The sequence below is a fragment of the Labilithrix luteola genome (genome assembly GCF_001263205.1).
Classification (GTDB): domain Bacteria; phylum Myxococcota_A; class Polyangia; order Polyangiales; family Polyangiaceae; genus Labilithrix; species Labilithrix luteola.
Window position 1 is genome coordinate 1,101,341 of the sequence record NZ_CP012333.1, and the last position, 16,279, is coordinate 1,117,619.

A 16,279-nucleotide genomic window follows, 5' to 3' on the forward strand; every position below is an offset into this window, starting at 1 on the left:
TCCCAGTACGTCGAGCGTCGGGGACGATGGGGGCTGTCGCGCAGCCAGCGAAGCCGACGCCTGCACCTGCAGCCGCTCCGGCGCACGGCATCGACTTCAGCCCGCAAGACGACGACTTCGACATGCATATCGAGCGGGACTTCACCGGTCCCGCGTCGTCGAGTCATTACTCGGGCGCTCCGGCATCGGGCCCGGTGTCCAAGCACGGTGACTTGTCTCCGCGAGCGTCGAGCGGCCTCGAGGTCACGCATCGACGTCTCGATGCGCAGCGGAAACACGCGATCGAGGTCTACGAACCATCGCTGCTCGTAAAGGTGATCGGGCCCCTCCTCGCGCTCGTGGTCACGGGCGGCGCCGCCTTCGGACTCGTTCGCTACGCGCACAAGGGCGGTGGGTTTTCGCCGATGGCGCACCTGCCTCACGCGTTCGACGGAACGTCGATGACGACGAGCGCCGTCGTCTCGCTCGTGACCTTGGCGCTCGCGATCGCGCTCGGCTTTCTCGGCGTGCGCCTTCGCCCGCGATCGTGGGCGTTCGTAGCTTCGGCCGCCGTCCTCCTCTTGATGGCGCTCGCGATGGTGACCGTCGCCCTGGCCTCGACCGGTGAGAATTCGGCGCCTCCCGACGGCGCGCTCCTCTTGCCCTACTTGATGCCGGTCTTCGTCGCGTTGCTCGGCCTCGGCGTCACGGGGCGCGCGGCGAACGCCTTCACCCGTGAAGGAATCGCGCCCAAATTGGCAACGATTCCGCTCGCCGCGTTGGCAGGGGCCATCCTCTTCGCGGCCTACGAGACGAGTCGCTTCGGCGCGCTATGATTGGCTAGCCCCGCGCCCAATCCGAAAGCTCGACCGATGCTGACCTTGCTCGAACCCGACATCGACGTCTGGCAGCGATTCCGCTCCGGCGAGCTCGACGAGCGAGACGACGACGGGCATCCGGTCCTCACGCGATGGCGACGCACGCCCGTGGGCGATCCCGACATCGTCACGACCGACGAGCTCGCGCAGCGCCGAACGCGTGCTGCAGGAGTGCTCGCGCGTTCGGCGCTCCTCGAAGACGTCGGCGCCGAGCTCCGTCGCCGCGGTTGCGCACTGCTCCTCGCGGACGAAGGCGGCGTCATCGTCGCGAGCATCGGTACCGAAGTGCTGCCCGAGCACGTGGCCCGCGCGGTCAGCGAAGGAACGCGCTGGAGCGAAGGCGCACGCGGCACGAACGCGATCGGCGTCGCGCTCACCGAGCAGACAGCCGTCGCCGTGATGGGGCGCGCACACTACGACGTCGGCGGCCACGGCCTCGCCTGTTATGCCGCGCCGCTGCGCGGTGAGAACGGCCGCATCATCGGCGTGCTCGACGCAACCGTGTCCATCGAGAGGGCCGACCCGCTGCTCGGCGTGACGGTGCAGGCATTGGCTGCGTTGCTCGAGTCGGAGCTCGCGAAGCTCGGCGCAGCACGCTCGCATCGCGCGCGCGAGATGGGCCTGCCCGAAGAGCCGTTCGCGCGCATCCTCGGGAGCGATCCGGTGCTCGTGGATGCCTGCCAGCGCGCGGCACAGTTCGCGGCGTCGCCTCTCCCCGTCTTGCTCCTCGCCGAAACCGGAACCGGCAAGGAGCTCATGGCGCGCGCCATCCATCGTTCGAGCGATCGGGCGCGCGGGCCGTTCGTCGTCGTCAATTGCGGGGCGATGCCGGAGAGCCTGCTCGCGAGCGAGCTCTTCGGGTACGCGCCAGGGGCCTTCACCGGCGCGCGCGAGAGTGGACACGGAGGGCGCATCGGCGCCGCGCAAAGCGGCACGCTCTTTCTCGACGAGATCGCCGAGATGTCGCCCGCGCTGCAGGCCATGCTCCTGCGCGTGCTCGAAGACGGCAGCTACTCGCGCGTGGGCGAGCCGCGCGAACGTCGCTCGGACTTCCGGCTCGTGTCGGCCACGTGCCGCGATTTGCCCAAGCTCGTGCGCGAAGGCACGTTCCGCAAAGACCTCTTCTACCGAATCCAGGGCGTCACGCTCGGCTTGCCCGCCGTTCGCGCGCGCTCGGACGTGAAAGAACTGGCCGCGTCGCTCTTCGTCGACCTCGCGTCCGAGCTCGGTCTTCGGAAGGGCAGTGCCACGCTCCACACCAGCGCGCTCGAGGAGATCGGCCGAAGGCCATGGCCGGCAACGTTCGCGAGCTGAAAATGGCGCTGCAATACGCCCTGGTCGCGTCGGGCGGGAAGGCAGGCAGCTCGAGCGCGCGCCTCGTCCGCGCCGAACATCTTCCTCCGATGCAGAGCCCACTCGAGATGGGCGTAGCGTCGGAGACCACGGCTTCGGAGGCGAGCTCCGGCCTTCACGATGCCGAACGCGATGCGCTTCGCAAAGCCCTCGCACGCGCCGACGGAAACATGGCGCAAGCCGCACGCGAGCTCGGCGTTGCGCGAAGCACGCTGTATCGCATGTTGAAGAGGCACCGCCTCGGCGCCTTCGCGCGCGACTGAGCCTGTCTCGGGAGCTCGCTACACGTGACCGAAACTCGCCGAGACACGTGTTTCGAAACGCTCCACTGCCCCGCTCCAGAGCCCGATGATTCCCGAAAATCGTGGGGCGGCACGGAGGGTGCACTGGGGGCGATGAACGCGCCGTCCCCGCGACCAAGAACGTCGCGGGTGACGCGCCGTCCTATCCTTCCCGGAGGCGATCACCATGGGCAAGAAGCTCCTCATGCTGTGCGGCGACTACGCCGAAGACTACGAGACGATGGTCCCGTTCCAGGCTCTGCAGATCGCCGGGCACACCGTCCACGCCGTCTGCCCGAACAAGAAGGCTGGCGACAAGATCAGGACGGCTATCCACGACTTCGAAGGTGATCAGACGTACTCCGAGAAGCGCGGCCACGACTTCGTGCTGAACGCGACGTTCGCCGACGTGAACGCCGAGGACTACGACGGCCTCGTCATCGTCGGTGGTCGCGCGCCCGAGTACATCCGCATGGAGCGTCGCGTTCTCGAGATGGTCCGCCACTTCGCGAGCGCGAACAAGCCGATCGCCGCCGTCTGCCATGGAGCGCAGGTGCTCACGGCGGCCGAGGTCATCAAGGGCCGCCGCATCTCGGCCTATCCCGCCGTGGCGCACGAGGTTCGCCTCGCCGGTGGCGAATACGCCGACATTCCGATCGACGGCGCCATCACCGACGGTAACTTCGTCACTGCGCCCGCATGGCCGGCGCACGTGGCGTGGCTCTCGCAGTACCTCACGCTGCTCGGCACCAAGATCAGCTCGTAACGAATCGCGTCGAGGGGTGAAAGAAGGAGCAAGGTGAGCGCGGACGGCAGCGCGAACGGACAGCATGCACTGGTCGAGCTCCGGCGAAAGCCGAAGCCCTCGCGCGAACGCGCATCGCGCGATGCGCTGCTCGAAGCCCTCGAAAGGGCCTCGTCCCCGTCACGCGTTCTCGCTCGCCCCATCGACGTCGTCGCCTACGCGAGCGACGCGAGCTTCTACCGGCTCGTGCCGCGCGCCGTCGTTCAGCTCGCGAGCGAGGAAGAGGTTCCCGCACTCTTCCGCATCGCTCGCGAGCACCGGATCCCGCTCACCTTCCGCGCCGGTGGAACCAGCCTGTCGGGGCAGGCGGTCACCGACGGCATTCTCGTCGATACGTCGAAGTACCCATCACGCATCGACGTGGAAGAGGGCGGCCGACACGTGCGCGTCGGCCCTAGCGCGATCGGCGGGCGCGTGAACGCCACGCTCGCCTCGTTCGGGCGTCGCATCGGCCCCGATCCGGCGTCGATCGACGCCTGCATGATGGGCGGCATCCTCGCCAACAACGCGAGCGGCATGTGCTGCGGCGTCGAGCACAACGCGTATCACACGCTCGCTTCGATGCGCCTCGTGCTGCCTTCCGGCGTGGTGTTGGACACGTCGCGCCCCGATGCCGACGCGAAGCTCGAGCACGATGCACCTCACGTGCACGAGAAGCTCTTGGCTCTCCGCGCGCGCATCCTCGCCGATCCCGAGCTGGAGGCACGGATCCGCGCGAAGTACCGCATCAAGAACACCACCGGCTACTCGCTCAACGCGCTCGTCGATCACGACACTCCCGCGCAGATCCTCGCGCATCTGATGATCGGCTCCGAGGGCACGCTGGGCTACGTGGCCGAGGCGGTGCTGCGGACGATCCCCGAGCTGCCGTTCAAGCGCACCGGCCTCCTCTTCTTCGCGAACGCCGCCGATGCGTTCGCCTCGGTACCTGCACTGGCCCGCGCAGGCGCTCGCGCCGTGGAGTTCATGGACGATGCGTGCCTGCGCACCGTGCCACCGAGCTTGCTCACCAATACGAAGTGGCTCGGCAGTGGTGCCGCCGCGCTGCTCGTCGAGTACGGCTACGAGACGGAAAGCGAGCTGCGCGCGGAGTCGCCCCTCGTCGATGCCGTCGTCGTCGCGCAGCCCACCACGGAGCCGGCCAGCTTCACGACCGACCCAAGCAGCGCGCGAGCCTTTGGAAGATTCGCAAGGGCCTCTTCCCTGCGGTCGGCGCAACGAAGCGTTCGGGCGAAGCGGTCATCATCGAAGACGTCGCCTTCCCTCCGTCACGACAGGCCGATGCCTTCGCGCGGCTTCGCCTGCTCTTCTCCGAGCACGGCTACGACGACGCGATCCTGTTCGGCCACGCGAAAGACGGCAACTGCCACTTCGTGCTCAAGCAGTCGTTCTCGACCGAGACCGAGATCGCCCGCTACGAGCGCTTCATGGGCGCTCTCGCCGACGTGGTCCTCGCGTACGACGGCTCGCTGAAGGCCGAGCACGGCACCGGGCGCAACGTGGCTCCGTTCGTGGAGGCCGAGTGGGGCGAGCCCGCGTATGCCATCATGCGCGAGCTCAAAGCGCTGCTCGATCCGGACGGCATCCTGAATCCGGGTGTCATCCTCGACGACGATCCCCGCGCTCACGTCACCAACCTGAAGGCGCTGCCCCCGGTCGACGCCGAGGTCGATCGCTGCATCGAGTGCGGTTTCTGCGAGCCGGACTGTCCGAGTCGTCGCGTCACGCTCACGCCGCGCCAGCGCATCGTCGTTCGCCGCGAGGTGGCGCGTCTCGCAAAGGAGCCGGAGCAGCAGGCTCGGCGCGACGCGCTGATTGCCGACTATGCCTACGAAGGCATCGAGTCGTGCGCGGCCGACGGCATGTGTGCCACCGCATGTCCCGTGTCGATCGACACGGGCGTGCTCATGAAGCGCCTCCGCCACGAGAGCCATGCGAGCGGCGCGAACTCGCTCGCGCTCTGGCTGGCCGATCATTCGTCGGCACTCGAGCACGTGATGCGTCTCTCGGTGCGCCTCGGTCACGTCGTCGAAGCGACGCTAGGCCAGGGCACGCTCGACGCGCTCGGCAAGGTGGCGTCGTCGCTCCTCGGAAAGCGGCTTCCCTCCTGGACGTCCACCATTCCACGCGTCGCGAACCACGCGTCGCCATCGCGCGAGCCCGACGCGCCCGAATGCGTCTACGTTCCATCGTGCCTCTCGCGCATCATGGGCCTGCCGCAGGGCAAAGAGCGCTCGCTGCCCGAGACGTTCGTGACGCTCTGCGATCGCGCAGGCGTTGCCGTGCGCGTTCCTTCGGACCTCGCCGGCAACTGCTGCGGGCTTCCCTTCGGCTCGAAAGGCTTCACCGAGGCGCACGCCGCGATGCTCGAGCGCCTCGTCGACGCGATGTGGCGCTACAGCGAGGAAGGGCGGCTCGATGTGGTCATCGACGCCACCTCGTGCCTCTACGCGATCACGACATCATCGTCGTTGCTCGACGAGGAGCACCGCGATCGACTCTCGCGCATGCGCGTCGTCGACTCGGTGGTCTTCGCGCGCGACGTGCTCGTGAAGCGCTTGCCCATGCGACGACTCGATCGGAGCGTCGCGCTCCATCCCACGTGCTCCGCGCGCAAGCTAGGACTCGCGCCCGCGATGAAAGAGGTCGCTGATCTCTCCGCGACCGAGACGCACGTGCCCATCGATCTCGGATGCTGCGGCATGGCCGGCGACCGAGGCCTGCTCCTTCCGGAGCTGACCGCAGCCGCAACGTACGCCGAGCAGAAAGAGGTTCGGTCGCTCGCGTGCGATGCGCACTACTCGAGCAACCTGACGTGCGAGATCGGGCTCAGCCAAGCCGTCGGCGAGCCCTACGTGTCGCTCCTCTATCTCGTCGAAGAGGCGAGTCGCCCCGACGTCACCCCGCGGTGATGCGATCGACGACGAGGGGCTCGGCTCGAACGGCTTGTCGCCGTAGGAGAACGCGACGGACACGCGATCGAGAATGGCCTCGCCGGCTTCCTTCGTGCGCACGTGCAGGCGCGCGACAGCCTGGCCCTTCTCCACGGCATCGCCAGGCTTCGCGAGAAGCTCGATGCCGACGGCCGGGTCGACCTTCTGATCGGCGCGCGTTCGCCCGGCGCCCATCGCCACGCCCGCGAGGCCGATAGCGAGCGCGTCGAGCTCGACGACGTGGCCGTTCATCGGGGCTTCGACGTCGACGATCACCTTCGCCGTCTCGAGACGAGAAGGCTCGGCGACCACGCGCGGATCTCCACCCTGCGCTTCGACCATCTTCTCCATCACGCGGACGGCCGAACCCTTGGCGATGGCCTCGCGAAGCTTCTTCGTGCCCTCTTCGATGTCCTTCGCCTGGCCGCCGAGCACGAGCATCTCGGCGCCGAGCACCAGGGTGCAATCGACGAGATCGGCCGGGCCCTTGCCGTGCAGCACTTCGAGCGCTTCGCGTGTTTCGTTGGCGTTGCCGACGGCCAGGCCGAGCGGCGTGTCCATGCGCGTGAGCACCGCGACGACCTTCTTGCCGGCGCGCGTTCCGACGCGCACGAGCTTGTCGGCGAGCTTCCGGGCCGAGGCTTCGTCTTTCATGAACGCACCGCGCCCGACCTTCACGTCGAGCACGAGGCCGTCGATCCCCTCGGCGAGCTTCTTCGACAGAATCGAGGCGACGATGAGGGGAATCGACTCGACCGTCGCGGTGACGTCACGAAGCGCGTAAATGCGCTTGTCGGCCGGGGCGATCTCCTTCGTCTGACCGATCATGCACGTGCCCACGTCGCGAACGATGCGGGCGAAGTCGGTCACGGGAACGTCGGTGCGGAAGCCCGGAATCGCCTCGAGCTTGTCGAGCGTTCCGCCCGTGTGACCGAGTCCACGACCACTGACCATCGGCACCGGAACGCCACACGCCGCCACGAGCGGAGCAAGGCAGATGGATACCTTGTCGCCAACACCGCCCGTCGAGTGCTTGTCGACCTTGATGCCGGGGACGCCGCCGAGATCGAGGACGCTGCCCGAATGGAGCATCGCTTCGGTGAGCGCGACCGTCTCGGCATCGTCGAGACCGCGGAAGAAGACGGCCATGAGGAAGGCAGCCATCTGGTAGTCGGTCATCGTTCCGTCCCCGAACGAGGACAAAAGCCGCCGAATTTCGTCTTCCGTGAGGGTCAGGCCGTCGCGCTTCGCCGCGAGCAGCTCCACGAGGGTACGCTCCATCCCGGACACCATACCCCAGCCGCTCGTTGTAAGCTGCGGGCCATGTTCGTACGCCACGGTCTTCTCTCGGTCTCCGTTGCCCTGGGGCTCTCGCTCGGCGCCGTCGCCTGCTCGAAGTCCGAGAGCGGTGGCGCGCCCGAAGCGGACAAGCCGGCGGCATCCGCAGCGGCGCCTGCTAGCGCGAGCGCGGCCGTCTCTGCGACTGCGACCGCGCCTGCCGCGAACGCGAACGTCGAAGAGACCGACGCCGGAAATGCCGTCGCCGCCGCGCCCACCACGAAGGAAGCCACCAAGGACGCCGGAAAGGCCCAGCCCGCCGCCAGCGGTTCGGCCGAAGTGGCGAATTGCGGGACCAAGCCCCAACCGGACTGCCCGCTGCAGGCCTGGATGAAGGTGAACACGAACCCCGCCATCGCTTCGAACGATCTGCCGGCACTCGCCACCGCGCTCGACAAGATCGCCACGTTCGCGCCCCCCGGTTACACGAACTGGGCATCGATTTCGAAGGACGGCGCCAAGGCCGCGCGCGACGGCGACATGAGCGCTGCGAAGGCCTCGTGCCGAGGCTGCCACGACCAGTACAAGCAGAAGTACAAGACCGAGATGCGCGGACGGAAAATCTGAGGAGGGCGCCCTCGGATGACCACCAACTTTCCCACGCAGATTCCGGCTCCGCGCACCTCCACGACGGATCTTCTCCCTGCTCCGCGGACGGCCAAGACCAAGACGAAGACGCCGCGCGTGGGTCGACCGCAGGGTCGCTTCACGCAGCACCGGCGCATCGACAAGCTGCGTGAGCTCCTGGAAGCCGCGCCGCGCGGCCTCACGCTCGAGGAGCTGTCGGTCACGTTGCGCATGACGCAACGCTCGGTGCGTCGCTACCTGCGCGAGCTCGACGGCGTGACCGAGCTCGAATCAATCTCCATCGCCCCGGGCGGTGCGCACCTCTGGCGCATCAAGCCGAGCGAGCGTGGACGCGCGGTGCCGCTCCGGCGTTCCCAGGCCTTCGCCATTCTCGCGATGCGTCGCGGGCTCGAGGTGCTGAAAGGCTCGGCGCTCTTCGACGAGGTCGATCTCGCGCTCAACGCCATCGAACAGGTCGCCAAGACGCCGTTCCGAGCCTCCGGAAAGGCCGAAATTTCGGGCGAACGAGGCCTCGAATCGCGCTTCTTCTGGCTGCCGCCGGTCTCCCGCAGCTATGCGGCCCGCGGCGAAGATCTCGACGAGCTCTTTCGTGCCGTCGCCGACCTCCGCGTGATCCGCTTCCGGCCTCGTACGCGTGCGGGTGAGCCGCGTGCCGACCGCATCGTGTTTCATCCCTACGCCCTCGTCGTGCAAAAGGGGTCGATCGTGGCGCTCGGCGCCAAGAGCGCCGGTCGAACGGGCGTGCCAGCCAAGACGCGCACCGACGAGGAGGTCGACGTCGTCTCGTTCGAGACCATGACCGAGATCCGCGCGAGCGAGACGGAACACTTCGAGCTTCCCGCGGGCTTCGATGTGGCCGACTACGTTCACGGCGAGTTCGGCATCGGTACGCGCGCGAGCAAGGCCCGCGTCATCATCGAGTTCGACGCCCGCGTGGCCGACGAGATTCGCGCGAAGAAGCTGCATCGCGATCAGAAGCTCGCGACCTCCCCCGACGGCCGCGTACGCGTGTCGCTTCCGCTGGTCAACGTAGATGCCATCCTGGGCTGGACCCTCGCGTTTGGCGACGCGGCACGTGTCGTGGAGCCACCGGAGATCGTCAGCCGCATTGCAGGCATCCTCGAACGGGCGCGAAATCGATACCGATGACGAAACGTGATTTCGACGTAGTGCTGTTCGGAGCGACCGGCTTCACCGGCCAGCTCGTGGCGGAATACCTGGCGAGGGCGCCCACGCGTTCGCGCCTGCGCTGGGCGCTTGCCGGCCGAAACGAAGCCAAGCTCGAGAGCGTCCGTAAACGACTCGCGGCGCTCGAGCCGGCCCTCGCGGACCTGCCCATTTTCCTCGCCGACGCGATGGACCAAGCGTCGCTCGACGCACTCGTCCCGCGTACGTCCGTGATCATCAGCACGGTCGGGCCGTTCGCGAAGTACGGACGCAAGCTCGTCTCGGCGTGCGCGACGCACGGCACGCACTATTGCGACATCACCGGCGAGGTAACCTTCATCCGCACGTCGATCGACGACAACGAGGCGAATGCCGAGGCGTCGGGCGCGCGCATCGTGCATGCCTGCGGCTTCGACTCGATTCCGTTCGACCTCGGCGTCTTCATGCTCTGGGAGAGAGCGCTGACCGAGGGACGGAACCTCGCCTGGGCCAAGGGCTTCGCCACCAAGGTCAAAGGTGGAATGAGCGGCGGCACGATCGCCTCGATGGTCGCGCTCATGGACGAGGCGAGCCACGATCGCGCCGTGCGACGACTCCTCGGCAATCCCTACGCGCTCGATCCCGATCCGAATCGCCCTCGCAACGGCGTACGTGATCAGCACGGCGTTCGCTTCGATCGCGATCTCCACGCATGGACCGCGCCCTTCGTGATGTCCGCCATCAACACGCGCGTGGTCCGGCGCTCGGCGGTGCTCCTCGGTTATGGAGCCGGCTTTCGTTACGACGAGTCGATGAGCTTTCCATCCGGCCCGAAGGGCCTCGCGATGGCGACGGCCATGACGGCAGGATTGGCCGGCATCATGGTGGCTGCCTCGAACGGAACGACGCGCGGCCTTCTCTCGAAGAAGGTCCTGCCGAAACCCGGTGAGGGCCCGACGAAGGAACAGCGCGAACGGGGCTCGTTCGAGGTGCGCGTACTCGGGGAAACAACCGCGAAGGACGGGGCGCCTGCGCTGCGGCTCGCGAGCAAGGTCGCCGGCAACGCCGATCCGGGCTACACCGAAACCGCCAAGATGCTGGGCGAATCGGCGCTGTGCCTCCTCGAGGACACCGCGCAGCTGCCCAAGCGTTCCGGCGTGCTCACCCCCGCCTCGGCGATGGGGAGTCTACTCGTGTCACGTCTCCAGCGGGCTGGGCTGACGTTGACGGTCGAGGCTCGCTAGAGAGCCGCGAACGCGGCGCAACTTCGAAATAGTTCGCGACAAGCGCGCGCAGGCGGCGTCCTTCCCACGAAGGTCATGTCCGTTCGCCGCTCGTCGCCACCCAAGAGTCGCCTTCGGACGGGGATCCTCGCGTGCACGCTGGCGGCGATGCCGATCGCGGGCTGCGGAGACCTCGTCGGCGCCGACTTCGATGGCTGGAACACCACGGCGCATCGAAGTGAAGGAACTTCGGACGGCGGTCAGGATCCCGGCTCCGACGATCCATCGACGGACGAGACCGGTGAGGAACCTGGAAGCGGAACTTCGTCCGACGGCGGCAAAGGCACCGGAGCGAAAGATGGCGGGCCCAGCAAAGACGCCGGCCAGGACTCCAGCAGCGGGCCCAACGATCCCGGCAGCTGCCAGGGCACCGTCACCTCGTGCGAGACTCTCGAGGACAAGTCCTCGTGCTTGAGGCAGACGGGCTGCTCCTGGAGCACGCCCGTTTGCCGGCTCACGTTCAACTGCACGAGCATCAAAACCAATGTCGCCTGCCAGTCCACCGCAGGCTGCGCGACCGACTTCACGACCTCCACCTGCCAACCCGCCACGGGCTATTGCGTGGGCTCCACGCGCTCGCAATGCGAGAGCGCTTCGGGATGCGCGCTCTTCGGCGGGTGCTCGGGAACGGCCACGGCGTGCGAAGACATCACCGATGACGTCGCCTGCTCGCAGCAGGTTGGATGCCAGTGGCCATGAATCGCCTCGCGCTTTTGGCCTTCGGTCTGCTCGGCCTCGAGACGGCAGCGTGCGCCGGGCTCGTCGGGGCGGACTTCGACTACGACACGGTGGCGTCGAAGCCGGACGCGCAGTCGCCGGGGTCCGGGTCTGCATCGACCACCGGCGAGAGCGACCCGAGCGACCCAGAAAATGGCGGGAATCCGAGCAATCCAGGCGATCCGAGCGATCCGGGGACGAGCGACGCGGGGGCGGCGAGCCATCCACCGACGACTCCGGAGCGCCATCGACGCAGGTCTGCAAAGGGACGGCGGTGGCCTGCGCGGCCATCGGCACGAGCAACGAATGCAATGCCCAGCGGGGTTGCAGCTGGGCGACACCGATGTGCTCGGGCGCAGCGACCGGGTGCTCCACGTTCGACCCGATGGTCTGCTCGGTCCGCGCGCAGTGCGTGTTCGACTTCGACAAGAGCCAGTGCCTGCCCGATCCGCACTGGTGCAAGGTGAGCTCCGAATCCGATTGCAACCGGCTGACCGGCTGCTCCTGGTCGGGCGGCTGCACCGGAACCCCGTCCCGCTGTAGCGATCTCACCACCTCGCAGTGCACAAAACAGCAAGGCTGCGGGCTCGGCACCAAGTAGAGGGTGGACGGCGTGCCGCGCCGCCGGACCGCGCCTTCGCATCGCAAAACGGGCCCAATAGGCGGTCATGACGCGAGCTCTGCGATGTCATGCTGCACCCCGTCAAATCGCGCCGTGACCGCCCCATGCCGAGCACTTGCCCGCGGGGCAGGCTCGTGGAACAAGTGCGCTCATGAGTGCGCTGCACGTCGTTCCCAACGATCCCATCGTCCCGAAGAAGCCCCCGGTCGACCCGAAAACCCTCGGCTACCGTGAGCTCCTCCGTGGCGCTTTCTGGCAGCGCATCCCCGCGTACGCCTCGGTGACCGAAGAGCAGTTCCTCGATCACAACTGGCAGGCGAAGCACACGATCACGAACCCGGCGAAGCTGCTCGCCGCGCTGCAGAACCTCGTCTCGCCGCAGTTCATCGAGGACGCCGAGCAAGGCTTCAAGCGCGCGCCGATGACCATCCGCGTGAGCCCGTACCTCCTCAGCCTGATCGACTGGGAGAAGCCGTACGAGGATCCGCTCCGCATCCAGTTCATCCCGGTCGCCTCGCGCCTCCTGCCCGACCACCCCAAGCTCGACCTCGACTCGCTCCACGAGCAGGCCGACGCGCCGGTCCAAGGGCTGACGCATCGCTATCCCGACAAGGCGCTCTTCCTCGCACTCGACACCTGTCCGGTGTACTGCCGCTTCTGCACGCGCAGCTACGCGGTCGGCATCGACACCGACGAGGTCGAGAAGGTCAGCCTCAAGGTTTCGAACGAGCGCTGGGCCCGCGCCTTCGAGTACATCCGCTCGCGGCCGGAGCTCGAAGACATCGTCATCTCCGGCGGCGACGCCTACCAGCTGCGCGCCACGCAGATCGAAGAGATCGGCGAAGCGCTCCTCGGGTCGCCCAACGTCCGCCGCATGCGCTTCGCGACCAAGGGTCCGGCGGTCATGCCGCAGAAGATCCTCACGGACCACGCCTGGGTCGATGCGCTCACGCGCGTCGTGGAGAAGGGCCGCAAGCTCCACAAGGAAGTCGTGCTCCACACGCACTTCAACCACCCCAAGGAGATCACGGGGATCACCGAAGACGCGATGAACAAGCTCATGGAGCGCGGTATCACCGTGCGCAACCAGAGCGTGCTTCAGCGTGGCGTGAACGACTCGCCCGAGACGATGACGGAGCTCGTCAAGCGCATGGGCCACGTCAACGTGCATCCCTATTACGTGTACGTCCACGACCTCGTCACCGGCGTCGAAGACCTGCGTACGTCGGTGGACACGGCGCTCTTCATCGAGAAGCACGTGCGTGGCTCGACGGCGGGCTTCAACACGCCGCTCTTCGTCGTCGACGCGCCAGGTGGTGGTGGAAAACGCGACGTTCACTCGTTCGAGTACTACGACCGCGAGTCGGGCATCAGCGTCTACCAAGCGCCGAGCGTCAAACCGGGCCAGTTCTTCCTCTACTACGACCCGCTCCACCAGCTCTCGACCGCCATCCAGCGCCGTTGGGCCGACCCGGGCGAGCACGAGCAGATGATCGCCGCTGCGATCGCCAAGGCGAAGGAACGCGTTCGCTGATCGCGGCCTGACTGCGAACTCGCAGCGCCGGGGGCACGAGCCCTTTTCCGTCGGAAGCGCCTCGCTCGAGGCGCCTGACGGGGCACAAAAACCTACGGTTCGTCGGGGATTTTTCCGCGCTCATCCGGACGCGTAACTCGCTATTCCGGTTCGCTGCGCAACAATCCGTAGCCTTAGGACATCCTAGGGCGAGCCCGATGAAGCGAAGCGCAGGCGTATCAGCAACGAAATTCTTGCGCGGCCTGGTCGACGGCCTCGTCGATCTCGGCGGGCGTCGTCCCTGGTTCGTGATCCTCAGCGCCGTGATGATTCTCGGCGCCTGCTGGAATTACGCGCGCCATCTCCAAGTCCGCTCGGACGTCTTGGAGCTTTTGCCGCGCGAAAGCCCTGGATTTCAGGCCTTCGAGCGCCGCATCGAGCGTGTCGGCGGGCGAGCCACGATCGTGATCTTGGCCGAGTCTCCGGACCGGGCGGCCAACGAACACCTGATCGACGCGCTGCACGAGAAGATCGAGACGAGCGACGTCCGCCCGATGATCTCGTCGATCGAGGCGGGCACGAAGGACGTCAAAAAGTTCTTCGAAGCCAACAAGTGGCTTTATGCAACAGTCGACGACCTCGAAGAGGCCGACGCGAAGCTCGACCAGCAAATCGCCATCAAGAGCGGCATGGTCGAGGATCTCGAGGACAAGCCGGCCTCCGAGTCCGCGCTCGGGATGGACTCCTTCAAAGAGAAGTTCGAGAAGAAGGCCAAGGAGAAGGACGACTTTCCTACGGGCTACTTCGCTTCGCCCGACGGCACGCAGATCGCGATGCGCATCTTCACCACCACCTCGGGCATGGGTGGTGGCAACGACGAGCAGCTCTTCGCGCGCATTCGCCAGCTCACCGAGGAAGTGAAGCCCACGAGCTTCCACCCGGACATGAAGGTCGGCTTCGGCGGTGACATTCCGAACGCCGAGGCGGAGAAAGAATCGCTCGTCCACGAGGCGATGATCGCCACGCTCATCGCGGCGGCCCTCATCCTCGGCGGCGTCGTCTGGTTCTACGGCTCGCCGTGGGCGCTCGTCCTCGTCGGCTTCCCGCCGCTCTTCGGCGTTGGTTGCGCGTACGCGTTCGCGACGTACCACTACGGTTACGTCAACGCGTCGGGCGCCTTCCTAGGTGCCATCATCCTCGGCAACGGCGTCAACTACCCGATCGTCCTCTACTCCCGTTACAAGGAGTTCCGCGCCCGGGGTATGAGCCCCGAGGTAGCCCGCCGTGACGCGGTGTGGAATGCCTTCCGTGCGGAGCTCGTCGGCGCGACCGTCGCGAGCATCGCGTACGGCTCGCTCACGGTGACGCGCTTCCGTGGCTTCAGCCAGTTCGGCGTCATCGGCTTCGTCGGCATGTTCCTCGTGTGGATCTCGATGATCCCCTGCCTGCCGGCGCTCATCGTCATCATCGAGCGCCTCGAGGAACGCGGCCCCAAGTGGCTGCGCGAGCGCCCCGCCGCGCTCGGCAACGACGAGAGCCGCGGCCCCGTCGCTCGCTTCGTCGGCAACTTCACCGAGGCCCGCCCGCGCCTGATCGTCGGCGTCGCGATGGCGATCACCGTCATCACCTGCATCAAGCTCCCGTCGTTCATCCGCGACCCGTGGGAGTACGACTTCGACAAGCTCGGCTCGCAGAACGCGCGCAAGCGCGGTGCGTTCGTCGTCTCGGGCAAGGCGGACAAGATCCTCTCGGGCCGCATGAACCTCGCCGGCTCGCTCGTCCTCGCGGACCACGTCGATCAGGTCCCGATGGTGAAGCAGCGCATCCTCGAGAACGACGCGGCCGATCCCAAGGGCGCGATGATCGAGGGTGTCACCACGGTCAACGACTTCCTCCCCGGCAACGCGGAGCTCCAGAAGAAGAAGCTCGCCGTGCTCGATCGTCTTCGCGAGCGCATCACGCCGCGCGTGCTGGCGAGCCTCTCCGAAGAGGAGCAGGAGAAGATCAAGACGATGATCCCGCCGGAGTCGCTCCGGGAGCTCACACCGGTCGATCTTCCGGGCATGCTCAAGGATCGCTTCTCGGAAAAGAACGGCACGGTCGGTACGGTCTTCTACGTCCGCTACAAGCCGGAGATCTCGCGCAACGACGGCCACAACATGCTCCGCATGTCGTCGACGCTCGACGGCGTGAGGCTGCCCGACGGCACGCAGGTCGACACCGCGAGCCGCGCCACGATCTTCGCGGAGATGATCCGCTCGATGGAGCGCGACGGCCCACTCGCCACCGGCGTGGCATTCCTCGCGGTGGCCATCGTCGTCATCGCGGCAACGTCTTCGCTCCGCGGCGCGTTCGCCGTCCTCCTCTCGCTCGTGCTGGGCGTCGTCTGGATGCTGGGAAGCGCGGCGCTCTTCGGTGAGCGACTCAACTTCCTCAACTTCATCGCGCTGCCGATCACGTTCGGCATCGGGTCGGAGTATCCGTTCAACATCTTCGACCGCTCACGCCTCCTCGGCGGAGACGTCACACGCGCCGTGAAGCTGCACCTCGGAGCCGTCGCGCTCTGCAGCTACACCACGACGATCGGCTACGGCTCGCTCCTCTTCGCCGACAACCAGGCGCTCCGTTCGTTCGGTCGCCTCGCCATCGGCGGCGAGATCGCCTGCTTCCTCGTGGCGATCTTCTTCCTCCCGTCGCTGCTCCACCTCATCGGCGCGCACACGATCAACCGTCCGAAGAAGCTCGACATGACCAAGGGCGCGCACGACGATCACGGCGGCGAGCCGGCCCCCAGCAAAGCCGCCTGATCCTCGAGCACCGACGGACACCTCGCGAGGGGCCGG

At 67.1% G+C, this 16,279-nt stretch carries 12 protein-coding genes and 2 pseudogenes; 13 read left to right on the top strand and 1 reads right to left on the bottom strand.

The annotated features are described in order from the left end of the window. Positions 1–26: 26 nt before the first annotated feature. The 6 genes and pseudogenes from AKJ09_RS04985 to AKJ09_RS55490 form a co-directional block, all read left to right on the top strand. Positions 27–815, top strand: a complete 789-nt coding sequence (locus tag AKJ09_RS04985) for a hypothetical protein (RefSeq protein WP_146646033.1) — start codon at positions 27–29, stop codon at positions 813–815. A 36-nt stretch (positions 816–851) separates the two neighbouring features. Continuing rightward, a complete protein-coding gene (locus AKJ09_RS04990; RefSeq protein WP_146646034.1) occupies positions 852–2,171 on the top strand; it encodes a sigma-54-dependent Fis family transcriptional regulator in 1,320 nt (439 codons plus the stop codon). Then, entirely contained in the window at positions 2,147–2,473 is a 327-nt protein-coding gene (locus AKJ09_RS04995) for a helix-turn-helix domain-containing protein (RefSeq protein ID WP_146646035.1), read from the top strand. The genes AKJ09_RS04990 and AKJ09_RS04995 overlap by 25 nt, the downstream gene beginning before the upstream one ends. Before the next feature lie 205 nt (positions 2,474–2,678). Beyond that, positions 2,679–3,257 (top strand): DJ-1/PfpI family protein, encoded by a 579-nt coding sequence (locus AKJ09_RS05000; protein ID WP_146646036.1) that lies wholly within the window; start codon positions 2,679–2,681, stop codon positions 3,255–3,257. 225 nt (positions 3,258–3,482) lie between these two features. Beyond that, positions 3,483–4,361, top strand: a pseudogene (locus tag AKJ09_RS05005) (FAD-binding oxidoreductase); the annotation flags it as partial. Continuing rightward, positions 4,316–5,131 (top strand): annotated as a pseudogene (locus AKJ09_RS55490) (FAD-linked oxidase C-terminal domain-containing protein); the annotation flags it as partial. The pseudogenes AKJ09_RS05005 and AKJ09_RS55490, both read left to right, overlap by 46 nt. Before the next feature lie 783 nt (positions 5,132–5,914). Here the strand turns inward: AKJ09_RS55490 and AKJ09_RS05015 are convergent. Further along, on the bottom strand, positions 5,915–7,510 hold the full coding sequence (locus tag AKJ09_RS05015; RefSeq protein WP_146646039.1) for a thymidine phosphorylase: 1,596 nt from the start codon (positions 7,508–7,510) through the stop codon (positions 5,915–5,917). 42 nt (positions 7,511–7,552) lie between these two features. On the opposite strand from AKJ09_RS05015, the gene AKJ09_RS54685 reads away from it, so the two are divergent. From AKJ09_RS54685 to AKJ09_RS05050, 7 genes are all read left to right on the top strand, one after another. Then, complete coding sequence (locus tag AKJ09_RS54685; RefSeq protein WP_240488393.1) at positions 7,553–8,134, top strand: hypothetical protein; 582 nt, start codon at positions 7,553–7,555, stop codon at positions 8,132–8,134. 15 nt (positions 8,135–8,149) lie between these two features. Continuing rightward, positions 8,150–9,304 (top strand): helix-turn-helix transcriptional regulator, encoded by a 1,155-nt coding sequence (locus tag AKJ09_RS05025; RefSeq protein ID WP_146646040.1) that lies wholly within the window; start codon positions 8,150–8,152, stop codon positions 9,302–9,304. Beyond that, positions 9,301–10,545: a saccharopine dehydrogenase family protein gene (locus AKJ09_RS05030; RefSeq protein ID WP_205633603.1), complete on the top strand. Its 1,245-nt coding sequence runs from the start codon at positions 9,301–9,303 to the stop codon at positions 10,543–10,545. Before AKJ09_RS05025 ends, AKJ09_RS05030 begins: the two co-directional genes overlap by 4 nt. Positions 10,546–10,620: 75 nt before the next feature. After that, the gene (locus AKJ09_RS05035; RefSeq protein WP_146646042.1) at positions 10,621–11,283 is read left to right on the top strand and encodes a hypothetical protein; all 663 of its coding nucleotides are present in this window, start codon (positions 10,621–10,623) and stop codon (positions 11,281–11,283) included. A 292-nt stretch (positions 11,284–11,575) separates the two neighbouring features. Beyond that, positions 11,576–11,902 (top strand): hypothetical protein, encoded by a 327-nt coding sequence (locus tag AKJ09_RS52680; RefSeq protein ID WP_169927266.1) that lies wholly within the window; start codon positions 11,576–11,578, stop codon positions 11,900–11,902. Between the two features lie 172 nt (positions 11,903–12,074). After that, entirely contained in the window at positions 12,075–13,457 is a 1,383-nt protein-coding gene (locus AKJ09_RS05045; RefSeq protein WP_146646044.1) for a KamA family radical SAM protein, read from the top strand. A gap of 197 nt (positions 13,458–13,654) precedes the next feature. Next, the gene (locus AKJ09_RS05050; RefSeq protein ID WP_146646045.1) at positions 13,655–16,243 is read left to right on the top strand and encodes an efflux RND transporter permease subunit; all 2,589 of its coding nucleotides are present in this window, start codon (positions 13,655–13,657) and stop codon (positions 16,241–16,243) included. Positions 16,244–16,279 lie beyond the last annotated feature (36 nt).

Excerpts from the sequence above, each read along its gene's own strand:
- AKJ09_RS05015 (WP_146646039.1), bottom strand. The coding sequence starts at position 7,510 with ATGGAGCGTACCCTCGTGGAGCTGCTCGCGGCGAAGCGCGACGGCCTG.
- AKJ09_RS05000 (WP_146646036.1), top strand. The coding sequence starts at position 2,679 with ATGGGCAAGAAGCTCCTCATGCTGTGCGGCGACTACGCCGAAGACTAC.
- AKJ09_RS04995 (WP_146646035.1), top strand. The coding sequence starts at position 2,147 with ATGGCCGGCAACGTTCGCGAGCTGAAAATGGCGCTGCAATACGCCCTG.
- AKJ09_RS05050 (WP_146646045.1), top strand. The coding sequence starts at position 13,655 with ATGAAGCGAAGCGCAGGCGTATCAGCAACGAAATTCTTGCGCGGCCTG.
- AKJ09_RS05025 (WP_146646040.1), top strand. The coding sequence starts at position 8,150 with ATGACCACCAACTTTCCCACGCAGATTCCGGCTCCGCGCACCTCCACG.
- AKJ09_RS05030 (WP_205633603.1), top strand. The coding sequence starts at position 9,301 with ATGACGAAACGTGATTTCGACGTAGTGCTGTTCGGAGCGACCGGCTTC.
- AKJ09_RS54685 (WP_240488393.1), top strand. The coding sequence starts at position 7,553 with ATGTTCGTACGCCACGGTCTTCTCTCGGTCTCCGTTGCCCTGGGGCTC.
- AKJ09_RS04985 (WP_146646033.1), top strand. The coding sequence starts at position 27 with ATGGGGGCTGTCGCGCAGCCAGCGAAGCCGACGCCTGCACCTGCAGCC.
- AKJ09_RS05045 (WP_146646044.1), top strand. The coding sequence starts at position 12,075 with ATGAGTGCGCTGCACGTCGTTCCCAACGATCCCATCGTCCCGAAGAAG.
- AKJ09_RS05035 (WP_146646042.1), top strand. The coding sequence starts at position 10,621 with ATGTCCGTTCGCCGCTCGTCGCCACCCAAGAGTCGCCTTCGGACGGGG.
- AKJ09_RS04990 (WP_146646034.1), top strand. The coding sequence starts at position 852 with ATGCTGACCTTGCTCGAACCCGACATCGACGTCTGGCAGCGATTCCGC.